Raw genomic sequence first — 18,393 nt, forward strand, 5'->3', positions numbered from 1 at the left:
TGATGCAAAAATCAGGAACATGCTGCACCGGCATCACGTCTCGAACTGATCCGCATTCTTGCCCTTGATGGGGGCATAAAACGCCTTGATGGTGGCCATGTCGGCGTCCAGGTCGCCCGTGGGCTCGAACACCGGGCCCAGGCCTCCCACCTTGCGGCCATAGTCCACAAACGCCAGCACGATGGGCACGCCGGCCTCTTGGGCGATGAAGTAAAAGCCGGTTTTCCAGTGCCGCGTCTTGCCGCGCGTGCCCTCGGGCGGCACGATCAATTGCATGGGCCCTTTGGCGGCACGCATGGCCTGGGCCGAGCTGGCCACCAGGTTGCTCGACTGCTCCCGGTTCACCGGAATCCCGCCCAGCCAGCGCATCACCCCGCCAAAAGGCGCCTGGAACAGACTTTGCTTGCCCATCCAGTACACCCGCAGGTGCAGCGAGAAAGCCAGCATCAGCGTATAGGGCAGATCCCAGTTGCTGGTGTGGGGCGCGGCAATCAGCACGCTCTTGGCGGCATGGGCTGGCAGGCTGCCTTCGATAGTCCAGCCGGTCAGGCGAAGGGTGGCTTGCGAAACCACGCGCAGCAGCGTGTTGACCACCGGCGTGTCAAAAATGGTGTGGTGCATGAAAAAGCAAACGCAAGGGCACGAACAAAAACGGCGTAGCGAGTATCACCGAAACATTTGGCAACGCTTCTTGTGCTGCGGCAAGAAGTTTCCCTTGGCGGGCGCCTCTTGCGCAGGACTTGGAAGCGGAACTAGATAGCGGAAATCGCAAGCGCGCCGGGGCGTGGCGGCCCATCGAGTGGCATTCGCTGGCGATCCACGGTGCTGCACGGCGTTATCCCGGAAAACCCAGAATGCTTTGTTTTTGATAGCTTTCAGCGCTTTACAGACAAGCGCCAGAGGCACTTTTTACGTATAACCACTTGCAAGTGTCCGGGCGGCGCTGGTGGGATAATCGCCGCTTTTCGTCGGTCGCTGTGCAAAGGCGCCTTGCCTTCTGAGCAGCAGCGGCAGCCCCCACCCGTCTTTTCCTGCCTTCTCAATTGTCTGTGGAACCCACCCTGAGCCCCTGGCGCATGTCTGTCGCCCCGATGATGGACTGGACCGATCGCCATTGCCGCTACCTGCACCGGCTGCTGAGCCGCCACACCCTGCTGTACACCGAGATGGTGACCACGGGTGCGCTGGTGCATGGCGATGTGCAGCGCCATCTGCGCTTCAATGCCGAAGAGCACCCCGTGGCCCTGCAGCTGGGCGGCAGCGAGCCGGCCGATCTGGCGCACTGCGCGCGCCTGGGTGAGCAGTGGGGCTATGACGAGATCAATCTCAACTGCGGTTGCCCCAGCGAGCGGGTGCAGCGCGGTGCCTTTGGCGCCTGCCTCATGAACGAGCCCCAGCTGGTGGCCGACTGCGTCAAAGCCATGGTGGACGTGGTGCAGGTGCCCGTGACGGTCAAGCACCGCATTGGCATCGACAAGGACGAGAGCTACGCCTTTGTGCGCGACTTTGTGGGCACCGTGGCCGCTGCGGGTTGCACGGTGTTCATCGTGCATGCGCGCAATGCCTGGCTCAAGGGCCTGTCGCCCAAGGAAAACCGCGAAGTGCCCCCGCTGCGCTACGACGTGGTGCGCCAGCTCAAGGCCGATTTTCCGCACCTGACCTTTGCTATCAACGGCGGCCTGAACACCGATGCCGCCGTGCAACAGCAGCTGTCCCAGGTGGATGGCGTGATGGTGGGCCGCGAGGCCTATCACAACCCCTGGTGGCTGGCGCGCTGGGACGCCCTGTATTACGGCGCCCCTGAAAGCACGCTCACCCGCGAGGATGTGGAAGCCGCCATGGTGGACTACATGGCGCGCGAGGCCGCAGCACACGGCACGCCCTGGGCCAGCATCGCGCGGCACATGCTGGGCTTGCGCCATGGACTGGCAGGCTCACGCCGCTGGCGCCAGGTGTGGAGCGACCATCGCCTCAAAGGCCTGCCGCCGCACGAAGTGATGGCCCTGGCGCACGCCAGCCCGGGCGAGGCCTGAAGCAGGTCTGCGCTTGAGCTTCGCCATCCAGCCGATCGCTGCGCTTTGCCGTTGGGTGACTTGCCCTGCACGCGCCTGAACGACAGTTTTCAGCGTCGCAGGGCCGCCCAGGCGCAACGTTGAGGCCCCCCGCGCATGGCGCAACCTTGCCGCGCCTTCAGCCCTTTCAGCCCCCGCCCAGCTGGCGCATGAGCCACCCTTGCAGCGGCTCGGGCCTGGAAAACAGATAGCCCTGCAGGCAGTCGCACTGGCTGGCCGCCAGAAAATCGGCCTGGGCGCGGGTTTCGACGCCCTCGGCCACCACGCGAAGCTTGAGGTGCCTGGCCACCGAAATGATGGACTGCACGATGGCGGTGTCGTTCGGGTCGTCGGGCGTGTCCTGCACAAAGTTCTTGTCGATCTTCAACTCGTACAGGGGCAGTCGCTTGAGGTAGGCCAGGCTGGAATAACCCGTGCCAAAGTCGTCAATCGAGAAACGCACACCGTGACGCACAAGGTCGCTCATGCGGGCAATGGTGTCGTCGAGGTGTTCGATCAGCAGGCTTTCGGTGACCTCCAGGATGAGCAGCGCTGCCGGGGCGCCGGTCTGGGCAAGCATGCCGAGCACGCGTTCGACAAAATCGTCCTGGCGAAACTGGCGCTCGCTCACGTTCACGGATATCAAAAGCTCCTGCCCTGCCGCGTGCAATCGGGCCAGCGTCTCGCAGGCCTGCAGGATCATCCAGTCGCCCATGCGCAGGATCAGACCTGAGGATTCAGCCACCGGAATGAAGCGGCTGGGGGGCACGTTGCCGCGCACCGGGTGGTTCCAGCGCATGAGCAGCTCGCCACCGATCACGGTGCCGGAGGCATCCACCTGCGACTGCACGAACGCAGTCAGCTGGCCCTCTGCGCTGGCTTTTTTGAGGTCTTGTTCCAGCGCCAGGCGCTCCTGCACGTCGGCCTGCATGTCGGCTTCGTAAAAACGGATGCGGTTGCGTCCCAGGTCTTTGGCGCGGTACATGGCGGTGTCGGCCTCGCGCAGCAGGTCTTCGACCTCTTCGCTGCGCTTGGGGAAAAGGGTGATGCCGATGCTGCCCGTGCTGCTGTAAAGATGGGTGTCGATGGTGTAGGGCGCCTCCAGGGTCGCCCGCACGGCCTCGGCCGCCAGCAGCGCGCTGCGCCCGCCCGATTCCATGTCGGTGGCAATGTCGTTGATCAGCATCACAAACTCGTCCCCCCCGATGCGCGCGACGGTGTCGCCGGGGCGCTGCAGCTGCGCGAGGCGCTGCGCCACCTGTTTGAGCAACACATCGCCCAGCGGATGGCCGCGGGCGTCGTTGATCTGCTTGAAATTGTCCAGATCAATGAAAAGCAGCGCCCCCACCTGCCCCGACTTGCGCGCCGAGGCCAGGGCATGATCCAGCCGGTCCAGCAGCATGCGGCGGTTGGGCAGCCCGGTCAACCCGTCAAAGTAGGCCAGCTGGTGCGTGCGGGCCTCCGCCTGCTTGCGCTCGGTGATGTCCCGCGACAAGGCAATGAAACGGGGAACCTGCCCGGGCGTTGTGCTTTCCTTGCGGGCGATAGACAACTCGAACCAATGCGTCTGTTGGGCCAGTTCCAGCCGGTATTGGTGGCCCATGGAATAGCCTGTGTCGTGGGCGGTTTGCAGCGCGGCATGCCAGCCCGCAGAGGCCTCGGGCGGCACGAACTCGTCCATCAGCCGGCCCAGAAACATCTCGGGTGGCGCGGCCAGCAGCGCAGAACGTGCCGAGCGGTAATGGTGGATGCGCCCTTCCAGATCCACCTCGAACAACAGGTCGGGAATGGCGTTGAGGGTGCTTTCCAGGTCGTCCCGGGTGCTGCGCAGCGCCCGCGTCATGCGGTGGGCCAACCCCATGGCGCGCTCACGGCCCGTGGCCATCACCCATGTCAGCAGACCGGCCATCAGGCTCAGGGCCACGCCCATCGCAGCCAGCAGGACGGGGTCGCGGTCATTGAAGCGCTGCTCGAAAGTCGGGAGCGGCTGCATCACCAGCGTCCAGGTGCGCCCGCCCAGCGCTATTTGCTGCGTGGCGCGCAAACCCGGTGCTGCGCCTTGCGCGGCTGCAGCAAGGTTTGCGTCGCCATACAGCAGGCTCTCGGCGGATTGCGGGTCGCCGTCATAAACGACCAAGTCGATGTCGGAATAAAGTTGCCGGGCCATTCCCTGCAGCAGATCGTTCATGCGAAAGGGTGCCGAAACCCAGCCCACAATGCCACGCTGGCGGCCCTCCACCGAGCCGAGGTCGGCATCCTTGCGATAAAGCGGCAGGTACATGACCAGCCCGGTCACGGCATCACGCCCCACGTCCTGCTGCAGCCTGAGCCTGGAGGTCAGGGCCAGTTTGCCGGTGTCGCGCGCGCGGTCCAGCGCCTCGCGGGCGGTGGTAATGGTGGAAGCATCGAACCCCAGCGCCTTGAGGTTGTCGCTGGACTGGGGCTCGATGTGGGTGATAGGGGTGTGGTGCGATTGCGCGACCTGCGGGTGCACGTTGTAAGACAGGAAGCCTTTGTTGCGCATCTGCTCCACATGGGCGTCCAACTCGTCTGCCGGCAAATTCAGCACATAGGCCACGCCCTGCAGCCCGGGCAGGGTTTCGGGCAGGCGCAACGCCCCCACATAGGCCTGAAACTCCTCGCGCTCAATGCTGCCGGAGCCGTCGTAAAAGCCCTTAACACCGCGCAGCACCAGTTCGTAGGCGGCCATCCGGTCTTTGAGGCTGGAGACAATGCGGTCCACCGAGACGGCAAAGGCCTGGTGCCTTTTGGCGCCCGCTTCGCGCTGCGCAGCCTGCCAGTACATGAACGTCAGTCCCAGCAAGAAAAGCGTCAGCACAGGCCCCGTCAGCACAAGCAGGCCCCAACGGTTTTCCTTGGCGGTCAGCGCTTCGTGCTGGCGGGCTTGGCTCATGGATCAAGTGGGTTGGATGGTTGTCGTAGGTGAAGTGGTGTCTGCAACAACGTGCAGTGCGTGAGCGCAGACACAGTCTGTTGCCATTATGGGCAAGTTCCCAGACCCTGCCCCGGTATTTGTGCGTATTCGCAGACCCACGCAGGCAGTACGGGGCATCGCAGGCCTTACGATCCAGCCAACAGGTGCATTTTCAAGACAACCCCTATGCCATCGCTTGATTTTGAACGGGAGGAAGCCCGTTTCCATGCCTTCCACGAGCAAAACCTGCAGCGCCTGCAGGAGGCCTGCGCCTCCTTCGTCACGCTGATCACTGCGTTGCTCTCCGCTTCTGGGCAGGTGGATGTAGCCAAGGTGGAAGGCCGCGTGAAGGACGAGAGCGAGTGCATCCAAAAATTCACCCGCAAGTACAGGCCGGCGCTGGAAGAGTCCAACCAGCCCTATGAAATTGCCCCTTACATCAGCGACCTGATCGGTGTGCGCGTGGTCTGCCTGTATGAAGACGAGCTCGAAAAGGTGGCCCAACTGGTGCGAACGCATTTTGATGTGATGGAAGTCACCGACAAGGTGGCCGCCGTCGAGGGAACCGAGGCCTCATTTGGCTACAAAGGTCTGCACCTGGACTTGAGGCTCAATGCCACGCAGCGGGCATTGCCCGAGCATGCTGCGTGCGCGGGCCATTCTTTTGAGCTGCAGGTGCGCACCATCATCCAGGATTCGTGGAGCGTGCTGGACCACAAGATCAAGTACAAAAAGTCGATTCCCGGCCAGCTCAAGCGCCGTATCAATGTGTTGTCGGCACTGTTCGAACTGGCCGACCGCGAGTTTCGCCAGATCCGGGACGCCACCGCGGCCGAGTTGCTGCAGGCCCCCGACGAAACCGCAGAGACCGTGCCGGAAGCCGACGCACAGGTGGCGGACAAAGCGTCCACCCCGAGTAGCGAGCTCAACGCCTTCACATTCCTCAAGATTGCCACCCACTTCTTCAAGGATTTTGAATTCGAGCCCTCCAAGGTGGACAGCTTTGTGGACGACATCCAGGGCTGGTCGCCCGGCATGACACGCGCCCGCTTCAATGCGCTGCTGCGCGAAACCATTGGCGTGGTCAAGCGCTACAAACTGCATTTTGAGGAGCAAAACCCCCAGGGCAGTTTCAACCCCTACACCGTGATACGCCATTGCCTGTATCTCCATAACAATGCCGCGTTCCGCCCGGCCCTGCGCAACGTGGCACGGGAAGCGTTTGAGGCGTGGCTGCAGGAAAACGGCAACAGTTGAGCCACGGGTGGGTCATAAGCACGGGACCGCTCCAAGAACGTGTTGACGATCTCCCGGAGGCCGAGAGACCATGAACACTTTCCAGGCACTGCGCCCCATTGCCAGCAGGCCTCGCGAATGAAAATTAAGCGCCAAAACCATCTGTAGCCCTTTATGGTATTGCGCAATAAGCTATGTTATCTATAGCATTTTGAGTTCCAAGACGCATCCGAACTCTCGTCACCAAACTGTCACCAAGGCGACCTCACATTGGTGGTTCCACTCCAGACATCCGTAACCAGTTGCTGTTATATTGCACTGCAACATAACGGAGTTTCACCCCATGCTCTACCAGATATACGAAACCCAACGCTCCCTGATGGAGCCTTTTGCCGAATTTGCCCAGGCCGCCTCGAAGCTGTACAGCCACTCCTCTTCGCTCCTCAGCCAAATCCCGCTCGCGCAACGTGTTTCTGCCGGCTACGACCTGCTGTATCGCCTGGGCAAGGGTTACGAAAAACCAGCTTTCGACATCCACACGGTGGACGTCGATGGTGTTGGCGTGGCCATTCATGAGCGCGTCGAACTCAACAAGCCTTTTTGCGAACTGCGCCGTTTCAAGCGTTTTTCGGACGACCCGGCCACGCTGACCAAGCTCAAAACCCAGCCCGTGGTGCTGATCGTAGCCCCGCTGTCCGGCCATTACGCCACCTTGCTGCGCGACACGGTGCGCACCATGCTCAAGGACCACAAGGTCTACATCACCGACTGGCGCAGCGCCCGCCTGGTGCCGCTGTCCGAGGGCGAGTTTCACCTTGACGACTACGTCAACTACGTGCAGGAGTTCATTCGCCACCTGCAGGGCATCTATGGCAATTGCCATGTGATCAGCGTCTGCCAGCCGACCGTGCCGGTGCTGGCTGCGGTGTCGCTGATGGCCAGCCGCGGCGAGACCACGCCCATCACCATGACCATGATGGGTGGCCCCATCGATGCACGCAGATCGCCCACCACGGTGAACAACCTGGCCACGAACCGCAGCTACGAGTGGTTCGAGAACAATGTGATCTTTCGGGTGCCCGACAACTTTCCGGGTGCCGGACGCCGCGTGTACCCCGGTTTCCTGCAGTACACCGGCTTTGTGGCCATGAACCCCGACCGTCATGCCACCAGCCACTACGACTATTTCAAGGACCTGATCAAGGGCGACGACGCTAGCGCCGAGGCCCACCGCAAGTTCTACGACGAATACAACGCCGTGCTGGACATGGACGCAGATTACTACCTGGAAACCATCAAGACCGTGTTCCAGGACTACAACCTTGTGCATGGCACCTGGGATGTGCGCTCCCCCACCGGCGAGATTGAGCGCGTGCGCCCGCAGGACATCACCACCACCGCGCTGTTCACGGTGGAAGGTGAACTTGACGACATCTCCGGCTCAGGCCAGACCGAGGCCGCACACGACCTGTGCACCGGCATCGTGCGCAAAGAGCAGCACCACCTTGAAGCCAAGGGCGCAGGCCACTATGGCATTTTCAGTGGCCGCCGCTGGCGCGATGTCGTTTATCCCAGGGTGCACGCATTCATCCAGAAGCACGATGCGGCTTTGGCCGCCAAGTCTGCGGCCTCCACGGCTGTTGCCAACGTGGCCAGCGAGCCGGTTGTAGCTGCCAGCGCAGCCCCCGCACCGAGCACGCCCGCGCCCGTGGTTGCCGCCCCGGTGTCAGCCAGCGCTGCGGCACCAGCCTCCGCACAGACGGTAAGCGCAAGCCCCGTCAAACGTACCGTCAAGGCCGCTGCTGCTACGCCCAAGGTGGCGCCTTCCACTCCTGCTGCCGTGGCAAAGCCCAAGGCAGTTCAGGCCGCCATCCGCGCGAACGCATCGCCCGCCGGTGTGGCAACACGCTGGGTGAACACGCCAGGCACCGAAACCGCAAGCACCGGCCCAACGGCCACCAACGCGGCTGTCGCCAAGACCTCCGACACCGCGCGGGCGCGCGCTTCTGCACCCGCAGCAAAAAGCACCAAGCGCCCAGCAGCACGCAAGGCCTGATGCCTGGCTTGCCGCAAACGGTGGCGGAGCTGGCAGCGCGCATCAACGCGGCCCTGCCCCAGACGCAGTGCACCCGCTGCGGCTACCCCGACTGCGCCAGCTATGCGCAAGCGGTGGCCGAGGGGCTGGCCCCCATCAACCAGTGCCCTCCGGGCGGGTTGGAAGGGGTGGCCCGGTTGGCTGCCATCACGGGCCACGCCGTGGTGCCGTTGAATCCTGTGCATGGGCTGCCGGCCCCCCGCACCGTGGCCGTGATCGATGAGGACTGGTGCATTGGCTGCACCCTGTGCATCAAGGCCTGCCCCACAGACGCCATTGTGGGTGCCAACAAGCTCATGCACACCGTGATTGCAGCCCATTGCACGGGTTGCGAACTGTGCATCCCGGTGTGCCCGGTGGACTGTATCCAGCTGGAAAACGCCAGTGGCACCGCCACGGGCTGGGCCGCCTGGACCCCCACCCAGGCCGACAACGCACGCCAGCGCTACGCCATGCACCAGCAACGGCTGGCGCAGCACAGCGCCGAGTCGCCAGCACCCGAGCCCGATGCCGACACGCTGCCTGCGCAAAGCCCTGTGCATGCGGTGGTTAACTCACAGGCCTCAACGGCACACGCCTCCCGACAGGCAGCGATTGCTGCAGCCACGGCCCGCGCCCGGCAACGGCGCAACCCACCGTCGCACTGAGGATTGCGGCGCGGACCGCACGCCCTCCTGCGGCGTGGGTAGGTGCGCATCGTTTCAGCGGGCTGCAAGGCTCTTGTAAACGCCACACCCCACGTACAAATCACCCAGACGCGCCACGAACGACATCTTGGTCTGCACCGCGCCGGTAGCCGGGTTGGTGATGTCGTATTCCACCCAACCGGGTGCACGGTCGCCCTGCGCAACAATGTCGCTGACCAGCCGATCCCCGGCAATGCCCGGAATGTCCTGTACGCGCGTCCCCACCTTGGCCTGGTTGCCACCAAACGCCAGATAGGTTCCTTGCGGATTGAGCGCAAACACATACATGTCGCGGTCATGAAACGCCTGGTTCTTGTCGGTGATGGTTCTCAGAAAAGCGTCGCGCGGGCTTGTTTTGTGCAGCGCTGCCGCCTTGCTCACCAGCGCCACAGCCTCTTCAGCCGTGCCCTGCTGCAATCGGAAGGCCGACACTGCGCGTGACAGGGTGGAGGCCCGGCTTTGCAGGGCTTCGGCCTGCTGCACGGCATAGCCCACCATCTGGGCGTTGTGCTGCGTGATCTGGTCGAGCTGTTGCACTGCGGCGCTGACTTCACGCAGCCCGGTGCTCTGCTCGGCACTGGAGCCCGAAATCTCCGACATGCTGGCGGCCACGCTGCGTATGCCGCCCGCCATCTCGGCGATCCCATCTCCGGCCGTGCGGATCAGGCCAGCGCTGGCCTCCACCTGGTTCACCGACGCGCTGATCAGCTGCCGGATTTCCTGGGCTGCGTCGGCAGAACGCTTGGCCAGGGTGCGCACCTCTCCGGCCACCACGGCAAATCCACGCCCCTGTTCGCCCGCGCGGGCCGCTTCCACTGCCGCGTTCAGCGCCAGGATGTTGGTTTGAAAGGCAATGCTGTCAATCACGCCGATGATTTCGGTCATGCGGCGCGCACCTTGCTGGATGGCCTGCACCGATTGCACGGCACTGGCCATGGCCTGGGCGCCGGCATCGGCTGCCTCCCGCACCTGGGCGGCGCGTTGGTCGGCCCCCAGCGCCGTTTGCGCATTGCTCTGCACAGCCGCGGACAGCTGCTCCACGCTGGCAGCGGTTTCTTCCAGGTTGGCCGCCTGCTGCTCAGTGCGGTCTGCCAGCGCGCGGTTACCGTGGGCCAGGGTCTGCCCGGCGTGGGCCACCAGCGCGGCATTGCTGCGTATGTCGGCCACCATGGACGACAGCGTCAGCACCATCTGGTCGAGCGACTTGGCCATCCCTCCCACTTCGTCCTGGCCATAAACGCCCGCACGGGCGCACAGATCCCCTCCGGTGGTGCGCTGCATGGCATGCGCCAAACCCGCCAGATCGGCCGACAGGCTGGCATACAGCGCCAGCATCAGATACAACCCGAGCGCTGCGCCCGCAAGCAATACCCACCACGGCGCCGAGAGACTGGCGGCAACCACCGTGGCCAACAGCACGGAACCCGGCGCCACCAGCTTGCCCGGCAGGCGAAACCAGCGCATCAGGCGCCGGCCCGGTCGCAGCAAAGAGAATCCAGCCATTTTGTCCCCGATCACGTTTTAAATAGTTACAAACATGCTAGAAGCCGCCTCTTACACCGGATTGACAAACACGGCATGCAAGGGTTTACACCGGGCGCGCGTCTTTGCAGTGCCGCCGGCCAGCCGATGCCAGCATCGGCATCGCCCATAATGCAGCCCCATGAATCCCCTGCTTTCCCACCTGCAGCCTTACCCTTTCGAGCGGCTGCGACAGCTTTTTGCGGGGGTCACGCCTCCGGCGGCTTTCAGCCCGGTCAGCCTTGGCATGGGCGAGCCCCGCCACCCTACGCCCCAGTTCATCAAGGATGCCATCAGTGCCAACCTGAATGGTCTGGCCAGCTATCCCGCCACGGCCGGCGATTTGCGCCTGCGCGAGGCCTTCTCGGCCTGGCTTTCCAGGCGCTACGACCTGGCCGTGGATGCCGCTACACAGGTATTGCCCGTGAACGGATCACGCGAAGCACTGTTTGCCTTTGCCCAGACCGTGATCGACCCATCCCGGGGCCATCCTGTGGTGGTGTGCCCCAACCCGTTCTATCAAATCTACGAAGGCGCGGCCGTGCTGGCCGGGGCAACGCCCCATTACGCCCCCAGCGACCCGGCCCGCAACTTCGCGGTGAACTGGGACACCGTGCCCGATGCGGTGTGGCAACGCACGCAGCTGCTGTTTGTCTGTTCGCCCGGCAATCCCACGGGCGCCGTGATGCCGCTGTCCGAATGGCAAAAGTTGTTTGAACTGAGCGATCGCCATGGCTTCGTGATCGCCTCGGACGAGTGCTACAGCGAAATCTACTTCCGCGATGAGCCCCCGCTGGGCGGCCTGCAGGCGGCAGCCCGCCTGGGGCGCAATGATTTCAAGAACCTGGTGTCCTTCACCAGCCTGTCCAAGCGCAGCAACGTGCCGGGGCTGCGCAGCGGCTTTGTGGCCGGCGATGCCGCGTTGATGAAGGCGTTTTTGCTGTACCGCACCTACCACGGCAGTGCCATGAGCCCGGTGGTGCAGGCGGCCAGCATTGCAGCCTGGGGCGATGAGCACCATGTGGAAGAAAACCGCATGCTCTACCGCAAGAAATTCGCGCAGGTCACGCCCCTGCTCGCCGGGGTGATGGATGTCTCCTTGCCCGACGCCGGTTTTTATCTCTGGGCCAAGGTCCCTGAGGCCCTGGGCATGACCGACACCGAGTTCGCCCGCGCCTTGCTGGCTCAATACAATGTCACCGTGCTGCCCGGAAGCTACCTGGCCCGCGAGGCCCAGGGCAGCAATCCCGGCGCGCAGCGTGTGCGCATGGCCCTTGTGGCCGACACTCAAGAATGCGTGGAAGCCGCGCTGCGCATCGTCCAATTCATCCAATCCCGTACTGCCTGATTCCATGACCCAACAACTCCAAACCCTTATCGACAACGCCTGGGACAACCGCGCCAGCCTCTCGCCCGCCGCCGCACCCAAAGAAATCGTTGACGCCGTCGACCATGTGATTTCCGAGCTGAACAACGGCACGCTGCGCGTGGCCACGCGCGAAGCCGTGGGCCAGTGGACGGTGCACCAATGGATCAAAAAGGCCGTGCTGCTGTCGTTCCGCCTTAAAGACAACGAACTCATCGAGGCGGGTGACCTGGGTTTCTACGACAAGGTGCCCACCAAGTTCGGCGGACTCAGCGCTGACGAAATGTCCGCCACTGGCGTGCGCGTGGTCCCCCCGGCCGTGGCCCGCCGTGGCAGCTTCATCGCCAAGGGCGCCATCCTGATGCCGTCCTATGTGAACATTGGCGCCTATGTCGATGAAGGCACCATGGTGGACACCTGGGCCACCGTGGGCAGCTGCGCGCAGGTGGGCAAGAACGTGCACCTGTCGGGCGGCGTGGGCCTGGGCGGCGTGCTCGAACCCCTGCAGGCCAACCCCACCATCATCGAGGACAACTGCTTCATCGGTGCGCGCTCCGAAGTGGTCGAAGGCGTGATCGTGGAAGAAAACTCGGTGATTTCCATGGGCGTGTACCTGGGCCAAAGCACCCCGATCTATGACCGCGCCACGGGCGAGATCAGCTATGGCCGCGTGCCTGCGGGCTCAGTCGTCATCAGCGGCAGCCTGCCCAAGGAAGGCGGCAAATACAGCATGTATGCCGCCATCATCGTCAAGAAGGTGGATGCCAAGACCCGCTCGACGACGAGCCTGAACGATCTGCTGCGCGACTGAGCGCGGTTGATCGACAACGCCAGCGCAATCCACGCCACGACCGACACGAACAACGAGAGGGAGAAACCATGAGCACGATGGAAAGAATTCTTCGCCTGATGGCAGAGAAAAAGGCCTCCGACGTCTATCTGTCGGCCAACGCGCCGGCGTTGATCAAGATCAACGGCGAATGCGTGCCGATCAACAACCAGATCCTGCCGCCCGATGCCCCGCGCAACCTGCTGTCCGAGGTGGTGCCCCCGGACCGCATTGAAGAGCTGGAAGAAACCGGCGAGCTCAACATGGGCGTGCCCTTGAGCGGTGTGGGCCGATTTCGCGTCAGCGCCATGCGCCAGCGCGGCAGCTATGCGGTGGTGATCCGCTTCATCGCGCAGCAGATCCCCGAGCTCGCCTCGCTGGGACTGCCGTCCATTCTGCGCGAATTGATCATGGAAAAGCGCGGGCTCATCCTGGTGGTGGGCGCCACGGGCTCGGGCAAGAGCACCACGCTGGCGTCGATGATCGACAGCCGCAACGAGCAGCTCACAGGGCACATCCTCACGATCGAAGACCCGGTTGAATACCAGTTCAAGAACAAGAAATCGATCGTGAACCAGCGCGAGATCGGCGGTGACACGCAGTCGCTGCAAACCGCACTCAAGAACGCACTGCGCCAGGCCCCCGATGTGATCCTGATCAGTGAAATCCGCGACCGTGAAACCATGTCGGCCGCCATTGCCTATGCACAGTCGGGCCACCTGTGCCTGGCCACGCTGCACGGCAACAACAGCTACCACGCGCTCAACCGTATCCTGAGCTTCTACCCCGTCGAGGTGCGCCCCACCATGCTGGGCGACCTGGCATCGGCGCTCAAGGCGGTGGTGTCCCAGCGCCTGGTGCGCACGGTGGAAGGCGGCCGCGTGCCCGCCGTGGAAATCATGCTCAACACCAAACTGGTTTCCGAACTGGTGGAAAAGGGCGACTTCTCGGGCGTGAAGGAGGCCATGGAAAAATCCATGGCCGAAGGCTCGCAGACCTTCGAGGAAGCTCTGGCCCACCACATCATCGAGGGCAAGATCGACCGCAAGGAAGGCCTGGCCCACGCCGACTCGCCCACCAACCTGATGTGGCGTCTGCAAAACGACTTCGCACTGGCTGCCAACGCAGCCAAGGCCCAAAAAGAGGCGCGGGACACTCCCGACGACCAACCTTCTTTCACCGAAATCGTGCTGGACGTCAAATCCGCCTGACCCGGTTTCCCCTTCTTTTTCTGATGTCCCGCACCCTGCACCTGGCCGAACAGCTCATCTCCCTTCCCTCCATCACGCCCGAGGATGCAGGCTGCCTCGACGTGCTCGCGGCACGCCTGGCACCGCTGGGGTTTGTCTGCGAACGCCTGGACAGCGGGCCCGACAGCTTTCGCGTCAGCAACTTGTGGTCAAAAAGGCCTACAGCCCATACACAGCAAGCGCAAGCAGCTATTAAAACAATAGTATTTGCCGGGCACACCGACGTGGTACCCACCGGCCCGCTGGCGCAGTGGGGCAGTCACCCTTTCACGCCCACGCACAAGGACGGCAAGCTCTTTGGCCGCGGCGCCAGTGACATGAAAACCTCCATCGCCGCGTTCGTCGTGGCGGTGGAAGAATTTTTGGCCGCTCACCCCGACCCGCAGATTTCCATCGCCTTCCTGCTAACCAGCGACGAGGAAGGCCCTTCGATTGACGGCACCAAAGTGGTGGTGGAGCAACTCAAAGCCCGTGGCGAAACGCTGGACTACTGCATCGTGGGCGAACCCACATCGGTCAAACAAACGGGCGACATGATCAAGAACGGCCGTCGCGGCACGCTCAGCGGCAAGCTCACCGTGCGCGGCATCCAGGGCCACATCGCCTACCCGCAACTGGCGCGCAACCCCATCCACCAGGCCCTGCCGGCGCTGGCCGAAATGGCTGCCACCGAGTGGGACAGGGGCAACGCCTTCTTTCCGCCCACCAGCTGGCAGATCAGCAACATGCACGGCGGCACCGGCGCCAGCAATGTGATCCCGGGCGAGGTGGTGATGGATTTCAATTTCCGCTTCTCCACCGAATCCACGGCCGAGGGTCTCAAGCAGCGCATATACAGCCTGCTGGACCGCCACAGCCTCGAATACGACCTGCAGTGGACGCTGGGCGGCCAGCCCTTTCTGACCACGCCGGGCGACCTCGTCACGGCAGTGCAGCAGGCCATCCTGGCCGAAACCGGCATCACCACCGAGCTGTCCACCACCGGTGGCACCAGCGACGGCCGTTTCATTGCACAGATCTGCCCGCAGGTGATTGAACTGGGCCCGCCCAACGCCAGCATCCACAAGATAGACGAGCATGTGGTGGTGGCCGACATCGAGCCCCTCAAAAACATCTACCGCCGCACCCTCGAGAACCTGAACCGCCAAGCCAGCACGACACCAGCGGCCACACAGGCGGCCACCGCACAGGCGGCCACAGAATGACCGGCAACTCCGCCCTGCCCGCCCTGCAAGGCGGCACCGTGGCCGCGCTCGTGCAGTCCGGCGCCGATCTGCTCACCGCCGCTGGCGTTTCCTTCGGGCATGGCACCACCAACGCCCACGACGAGGCCGCCTGGCTCGTGCTGTGGCGCCTGGGCCTGCCGCTGGACAGCGATCTGAGCAATGGCCCCGATTCCGTGGCAAAGAAGGCTGTAGCGCCCGCTGAGCTTGCGCTGGTAGCTACACTTTTTGATGAGCGCATTCGCACCCGCAAACCCGCCGCCTACCTCACCCGCGAGGCATGGCTGCAAGGCGTGCCGTTTTACGTGGACGAGCGCGCCATCGTGCCACGCAGCTTCATTGCTGAGTTGCTGGCCGATGGCAGCATCGATGATTTTCTGGGCGAGCACACGCGCCGCGTGCTCGATTTGTGTACCGGCAACGGCAGCCTGGCCGTTCTGGCGGCCATGGCCTGGCCTGACGTCGAAGTCACGGGCGCCGACATCTCGCCCGACGCACTGGCCGTGGCCCGCATCAATGTGGACCAGCATGGCCTTCAAGACCGCATCTCGCTGCAGTTGTCGGATGGCCTGGCCCAGCTACCCGGCCCGTGGGACCTGATTCTTTGCAATCCACCCTATGTGAACGCGGCCAGCATGGCGCAATTGCCCGCCGAATACCGGGCGGAACCCACCCTCGCGCTGGCGGGCGGTGCCGATGGCATGGACTTCATTCGCCAGCTGCTCCAGGACGCTCCCGCCCGCATGAGCGAAAATGCGGTGCTCGTTCTCGAAATCGGCAACGAGCGTTCCCACTTTGAAGCCGCCTTCGGGCAGCTGCCTGTGTACTGGATAGATACCAGCGCGGGCGAAGATCAGGTGCTTTTGGCAACACGCCAAGCCCTGGTTGCATTTTTCTCTTCCTGATGATCACTCTTAAAAATGTCACCTTGCGCCGCGGCGCCAAGGTGCTGCTCAATGGCGTCAACGCCACCATCAACCCCGGTGAAAAAGCCGGCCTGGTGGGCCGCAACGGTGCCGGAAAATCCAGCCTGTTTGCCCTGCTCAACGGCTCTCTGCACGAAGACGGCGGCGATTTCTACATCCCCACGCAGTGGCGCATGGCGCAGGTGGCGCAGAACATGCCCGAAACCGACGAGCCCGCGACCGCCTTCGTGGTGGCAGGCGACACGCGCCTGACCGATCTGCAGGCCGAGCTGGCCAAAGCCGAGGCCGCAGACGACGGCATGGCCATTGCCCACGCCTACACCGACCTGGCCGATGCCGGCGCACACGATGCCGAACCCCGCGCGCAGGCACTCATCCTGGGTCTGGGTTTCAAGGTGTCCGAGCTGGACAAGCCCGTCAACAGCTTCTCGGGTGGCTGGCGCATGCGCCTGCAGCTGGCCCGCGCGCTGATGTGCCCCTCCGATCTGCTGCTGCTCGACGAGCCCACCAACCACCTGGACCTCGATGCCCTGGTCTGGCTGGAAGCCTGGCTCAAGCGCTACGAAGGCACGATGATCGTCATCAGCCACGACCGCGAGTTCCTCGATGCCGTGACCAATGTCACCATGCACATCGACAACGCGCAGATCACGCGTTACGGCGGCAACTACAGCAAGTTTGAAGATCTGCGCGCCCAGCAGCTCGAATTGCAGCAGGCCAGCTTTTCCAAACAACAGGAAAAAATCGCCCACCTCAAGAAGTTCATTGACCGCTTCAAGGCCAAGGCCAGCAAGGCCAAGCAGGCGCAAAGCCGCGTCAAGGCGCTTGACCGCATGGAAAAGATCGCGCCCGTGCTGGCCGACGCCGAATTCACCTTCGAATTCAAGGAGCCACAAAACCTGCCCAACCCGATGCTGGCCATCAGCGACGCATCGTTTGGCTACCGCAGCGAAGACGGTGCCGAAACCACCATCCTGCAAAACGTCAGCCGCAGCGTGCTGGCAGGCCAGCGCATCGGCATTCTGGGTGCCAACGGCCAGGGCAAGTCCACGCTGGTCAAGACCATTGCCCGCACCATGGCGCCGCTGGCCGGCACCGTGACCGAAGGCAAGGGCCTGTCGATCGGCTACTTTGCCCAGCAGGAGCTGGACGTGCTGCGCCCGCATGAGAACCCGCTGGAGCACATGATCCGCCTGGCGCGCGAGCTGGGGCCCAACAGCCGCGAATCGAGCCGCGAACAAGACCTGCGCAGCTATCTGGGCACATTCAACTTCACCGGCGACATGGTCAAGCAAAGCGTAGGCAGCATGAGCGGCGGCGAAAAAGCCCGCCTGGTGCTGGCCATGATCGTCTGGCAGCGGCCCAACTTGCTGCTGCTGGACGAGCCCACCAATCACCTGGACCTGGCCACGCGGGAGGCGCTGTCGATGGCGCTCAACGAGTTTGAAGGCACCGTCATGCTGGTCAGCCACGACCGCGCCCTGTTGCGCGCCGTGTGCGACGAGTTCTGGATGGTGGGTCGGGGCGCCGTGGGGCCGTTTGACGGCGACCTCGATGATTACCAGCGCTACCTGCTCGATGAAGCCAAGCGCCAGCGTGAGCTGGCCAAGCTGGAGGCCGCAGCCGAAAGCGCGGCGCTCAAGGCCGCAGCACCGGCGCCTGCCGTGGCCGCCGCCAAACCCGTGGCTATTGCTCCCGTTTCAATAGCTGCTAGCGCAGACCAGATAAGCGCTAGAGGCCAAAATGATGCCAAACCCGCAGTCGACGCGAAAGAGCAGCGCAAGCAGGATGCCCAGGCACGACAGCAGCTGGCAGAAAAAACACGCCCCCTGAAACGCGAGCTCGAACAGATCGACCAACGCCTGTCTGCCCTGGTTGCAGAGCGGGCCGACCTGGAGCAGCGGCTCACCCAGCCACTGCCGCCCGCCGAAATCGCAGACCTTGGCCGACGCCTGAAAGCCGGTCACGACGAGACCGCCCAGCTGGAAGAACGCTGGCTGGAAATTTCCGCCGGGCTGGAAGAACTGGGCGTGGGCACCAGCGCTTGAAACGTAAAACCTTGTAATCGAGTGCGATAGTTTTCTGGCTTTTCACCAATAAAGACCTGCGGTGAATGCTATTAATCTTGAAGCAACGATTTTTGTTGAGGCTAAGGCTCATCCGGTTGCATTTTTTTGCGTTTGCCGGTCAACCAAGCGCCAAGTGAGCGCGTTGTTGGTACATCACAGGAGTTTTCCAGTATGAATACCACCGCAATCTTGTCCGCTTGGCCCGA

13 protein-coding genes are annotated in these 18,393 nt (G+C 63.3%); 10 read left to right on the plus strand and 3 right to left on the minus strand.

What is annotated here, in order from left to right; translation table 11 throughout:
• Positions 1-33 precede the first annotated feature (33 nt).
• Positions 34-621, minus strand: a complete 588-nt coding sequence (locus tag DTW89_RS01225) for a lysophospholipid acyltransferase family protein (protein ID WP_114654583.1) — start codon at positions 619-621, stop codon at positions 34-36.
• Between the two features lie 422 nt (positions 622-1,043).
• On the opposite strand from DTW89_RS01225, the gene dusA reads away from it, so the two are divergent.
• Positions 1,044-2,033, plus strand: coding sequence for a tRNA dihydrouridine(20/20a) synthase DusA (gene dusA / locus DTW89_RS01230; RefSeq protein ID WP_269089825.1), 990 nt, complete (start codon positions 1,044-1,046; stop codon positions 2,031-2,033).
• A 166-nt stretch (positions 2,034-2,199) separates the two neighbouring features.
• On the opposite strand, the gene DTW89_RS01235 is transcribed toward dusA, so the two are convergent.
• A complete protein-coding gene (locus DTW89_RS01235; RefSeq protein WP_114654585.1) occupies positions 2,200-4,965 on the minus strand; it encodes a bifunctional diguanylate cyclase/phosphodiesterase in 2,766 nt (921 codons plus the stop codon).
• A gap of 207 nt (positions 4,966-5,172) precedes the next feature.
• Here DTW89_RS01235 and DTW89_RS01240 point away from each other — a divergent pair, with 207 nt between their 5' ends.
• The 3 genes from DTW89_RS01240 to rsxB all read left to right on the plus strand — a co-directional run bounded on the left by DTW89_RS01240 (position 5,173) and on the right by rsxB (position 8,964).
• Positions 5,173-6,243 (plus strand): GTP pyrophosphokinase, encoded by a 1,071-nt coding sequence (locus tag DTW89_RS01240; RefSeq protein ID WP_114654586.1) that lies wholly within the window; start codon positions 5,173-5,175, stop codon positions 6,241-6,243.
• A 322-nt stretch (positions 6,244-6,565) separates the two neighbouring features.
• Positions 6,566-8,278, plus strand: a complete 1,713-nt coding sequence (locus DTW89_RS01245; protein ID WP_114654587.1) for a polyhydroxyalkanoate depolymerase — start codon at positions 6,566-6,568, stop codon at positions 8,276-8,278.
• Positions 8,278-8,964 (plus strand): electron transport complex subunit RsxB, encoded by a 687-nt coding sequence (gene rsxB / locus DTW89_RS01250; RefSeq protein ID WP_114654588.1) that lies wholly within the window; start codon positions 8,278-8,280, stop codon positions 8,962-8,964. Before DTW89_RS01245 ends, rsxB begins: the two co-directional genes overlap by 1 nt.
• Before the next feature lie 54 nt (positions 8,965-9,018).
• Here rsxB and DTW89_RS01255 read toward each other — a convergent pair whose 3' ends face one another.
• Positions 9,019-10,506 (minus strand): methyl-accepting chemotaxis protein, encoded by a 1,488-nt coding sequence (locus DTW89_RS01255; protein WP_114654589.1) that lies wholly within the window; start codon positions 10,504-10,506, stop codon positions 9,019-9,021.
• 160 nt (positions 10,507-10,666) lie between these two features.
• On the opposite strand from DTW89_RS01255, the gene dapC reads away from it, so the two are divergent.
• The 6 genes from dapC to DTW89_RS01285 all read left to right on the plus strand — a co-directional run bounded on the left by dapC (position 10,667) and on the right by DTW89_RS01285 (position 18,166).
• Complete coding sequence (dapC, locus tag DTW89_RS01260; RefSeq protein ID WP_114654590.1) at positions 10,667-11,872, plus strand: succinyldiaminopimelate transaminase; 1,206 nt, start codon at positions 10,667-10,669, stop codon at positions 11,870-11,872.
• Between the two features lie 4 nt (positions 11,873-11,876).
• Positions 11,877-12,701, plus strand: a complete 825-nt coding sequence (gene dapD, locus DTW89_RS01265) for a 2,3,4,5-tetrahydropyridine-2,6-dicarboxylate N-succinyltransferase (protein ID WP_024815157.1) — start codon at positions 11,877-11,879, stop codon at positions 12,699-12,701.
• A gap of 68 nt (positions 12,702-12,769) precedes the next feature.
• The gene (locus tag DTW89_RS01270) at positions 12,770-13,930 is read left to right on the plus strand and encodes a PilT/PilU family type 4a pilus ATPase (protein WP_114654591.1); all 1,161 of its coding nucleotides are present in this window, start codon (positions 12,770-12,772) and stop codon (positions 13,928-13,930) included.
• A gap of 23 nt (positions 13,931-13,953) precedes the next feature.
• Positions 13,954-15,174, plus strand: coding sequence for a succinyl-diaminopimelate desuccinylase (dapE, locus tag DTW89_RS01275; RefSeq protein ID WP_114654592.1), 1,221 nt, complete (start codon positions 13,954-13,956; stop codon positions 15,172-15,174).
• Positions 15,171-16,097, plus strand: a complete 927-nt coding sequence (prmB, locus tag DTW89_RS01280; RefSeq protein WP_114654593.1) for a 50S ribosomal protein L3 N(5)-glutamine methyltransferase — start codon at positions 15,171-15,173, stop codon at positions 16,095-16,097. The genes dapE and prmB overlap by 4 nt, the downstream gene beginning before the upstream one ends.
• Positions 16,097-18,166, plus strand: a complete 2,070-nt coding sequence (locus DTW89_RS01285; RefSeq protein WP_111867385.1) for an ABC-F family ATP-binding cassette domain-containing protein — start codon at positions 16,097-16,099, stop codon at positions 18,164-18,166. The genes prmB and DTW89_RS01285 overlap by 1 nt, the downstream gene beginning before the upstream one ends.
• The last annotated feature ends 227 nt before the right edge of the window (positions 18,167-18,393 follow it).

It is taken from the genome of Acidovorax sp. BoFeN1 (assembly GCF_003345135.1).
Classification (GTDB): Bacteria; Pseudomonadota; Gammaproteobacteria; order Burkholderiales; family Burkholderiaceae_C; genus Acidovorax; species Acidovorax defluvii.

Coding starts and splice junctions, on each gene's coding strand:
- DTW89_RS01255 (WP_114654589.1), bottom strand. CDS start 10,506: ATGGCTGGATTCTCTTTGCTGCGACCGGGCCGGCGCCTGATGCGCTGG.
- rsxB (WP_114654588.1), top strand. CDS start 8,278: ATGCCTGGCTTGCCGCAAACGGTGGCGGAGCTGGCAGCGCGCATCAAC.
- dapD (WP_024815157.1), top strand. CDS start 11,877: ATGACCCAACAACTCCAAACCCTTATCGACAACGCCTGGGACAACCGC.
- DTW89_RS01285 (WP_111867385.1), top strand. CDS start 16,097: ATGATCACTCTTAAAAATGTCACCTTGCGCCGCGGCGCCAAGGTGCTG.
- dapE (WP_114654592.1), top strand. CDS start 13,954: ATGTCCCGCACCCTGCACCTGGCCGAACAGCTCATCTCCCTTCCCTCC.
- prmB (WP_114654593.1), top strand. CDS start 15,171: ATGACCGGCAACTCCGCCCTGCCCGCCCTGCAAGGCGGCACCGTGGCC.
- DTW89_RS01245 (WP_114654587.1), top strand. CDS start 6,566: ATGCTCTACCAGATATACGAAACCCAACGCTCCCTGATGGAGCCTTTT.
- DTW89_RS01270 (WP_114654591.1), top strand. CDS start 12,770: ATGAGCACGATGGAAAGAATTCTTCGCCTGATGGCAGAGAAAAAGGCC.
- DTW89_RS01240 (WP_114654586.1), top strand. CDS start 5,173: ATGCCATCGCTTGATTTTGAACGGGAGGAAGCCCGTTTCCATGCCTTC.
- DTW89_RS01235 (WP_114654585.1), bottom strand. CDS start 4,965: ATGAGCCAAGCCCGCCAGCACGAAGCGCTGACCGCCAAGGAAAACCGT.
- DTW89_RS01225 (WP_114654583.1), bottom strand. CDS start 621: ATGCACCACACCATTTTTGACACGCCGGTGGTCAACACGCTGCTGCGC.
- dapC (WP_114654590.1), top strand. CDS start 10,667: ATGAATCCCCTGCTTTCCCACCTGCAGCCTTACCCTTTCGAGCGGCTG.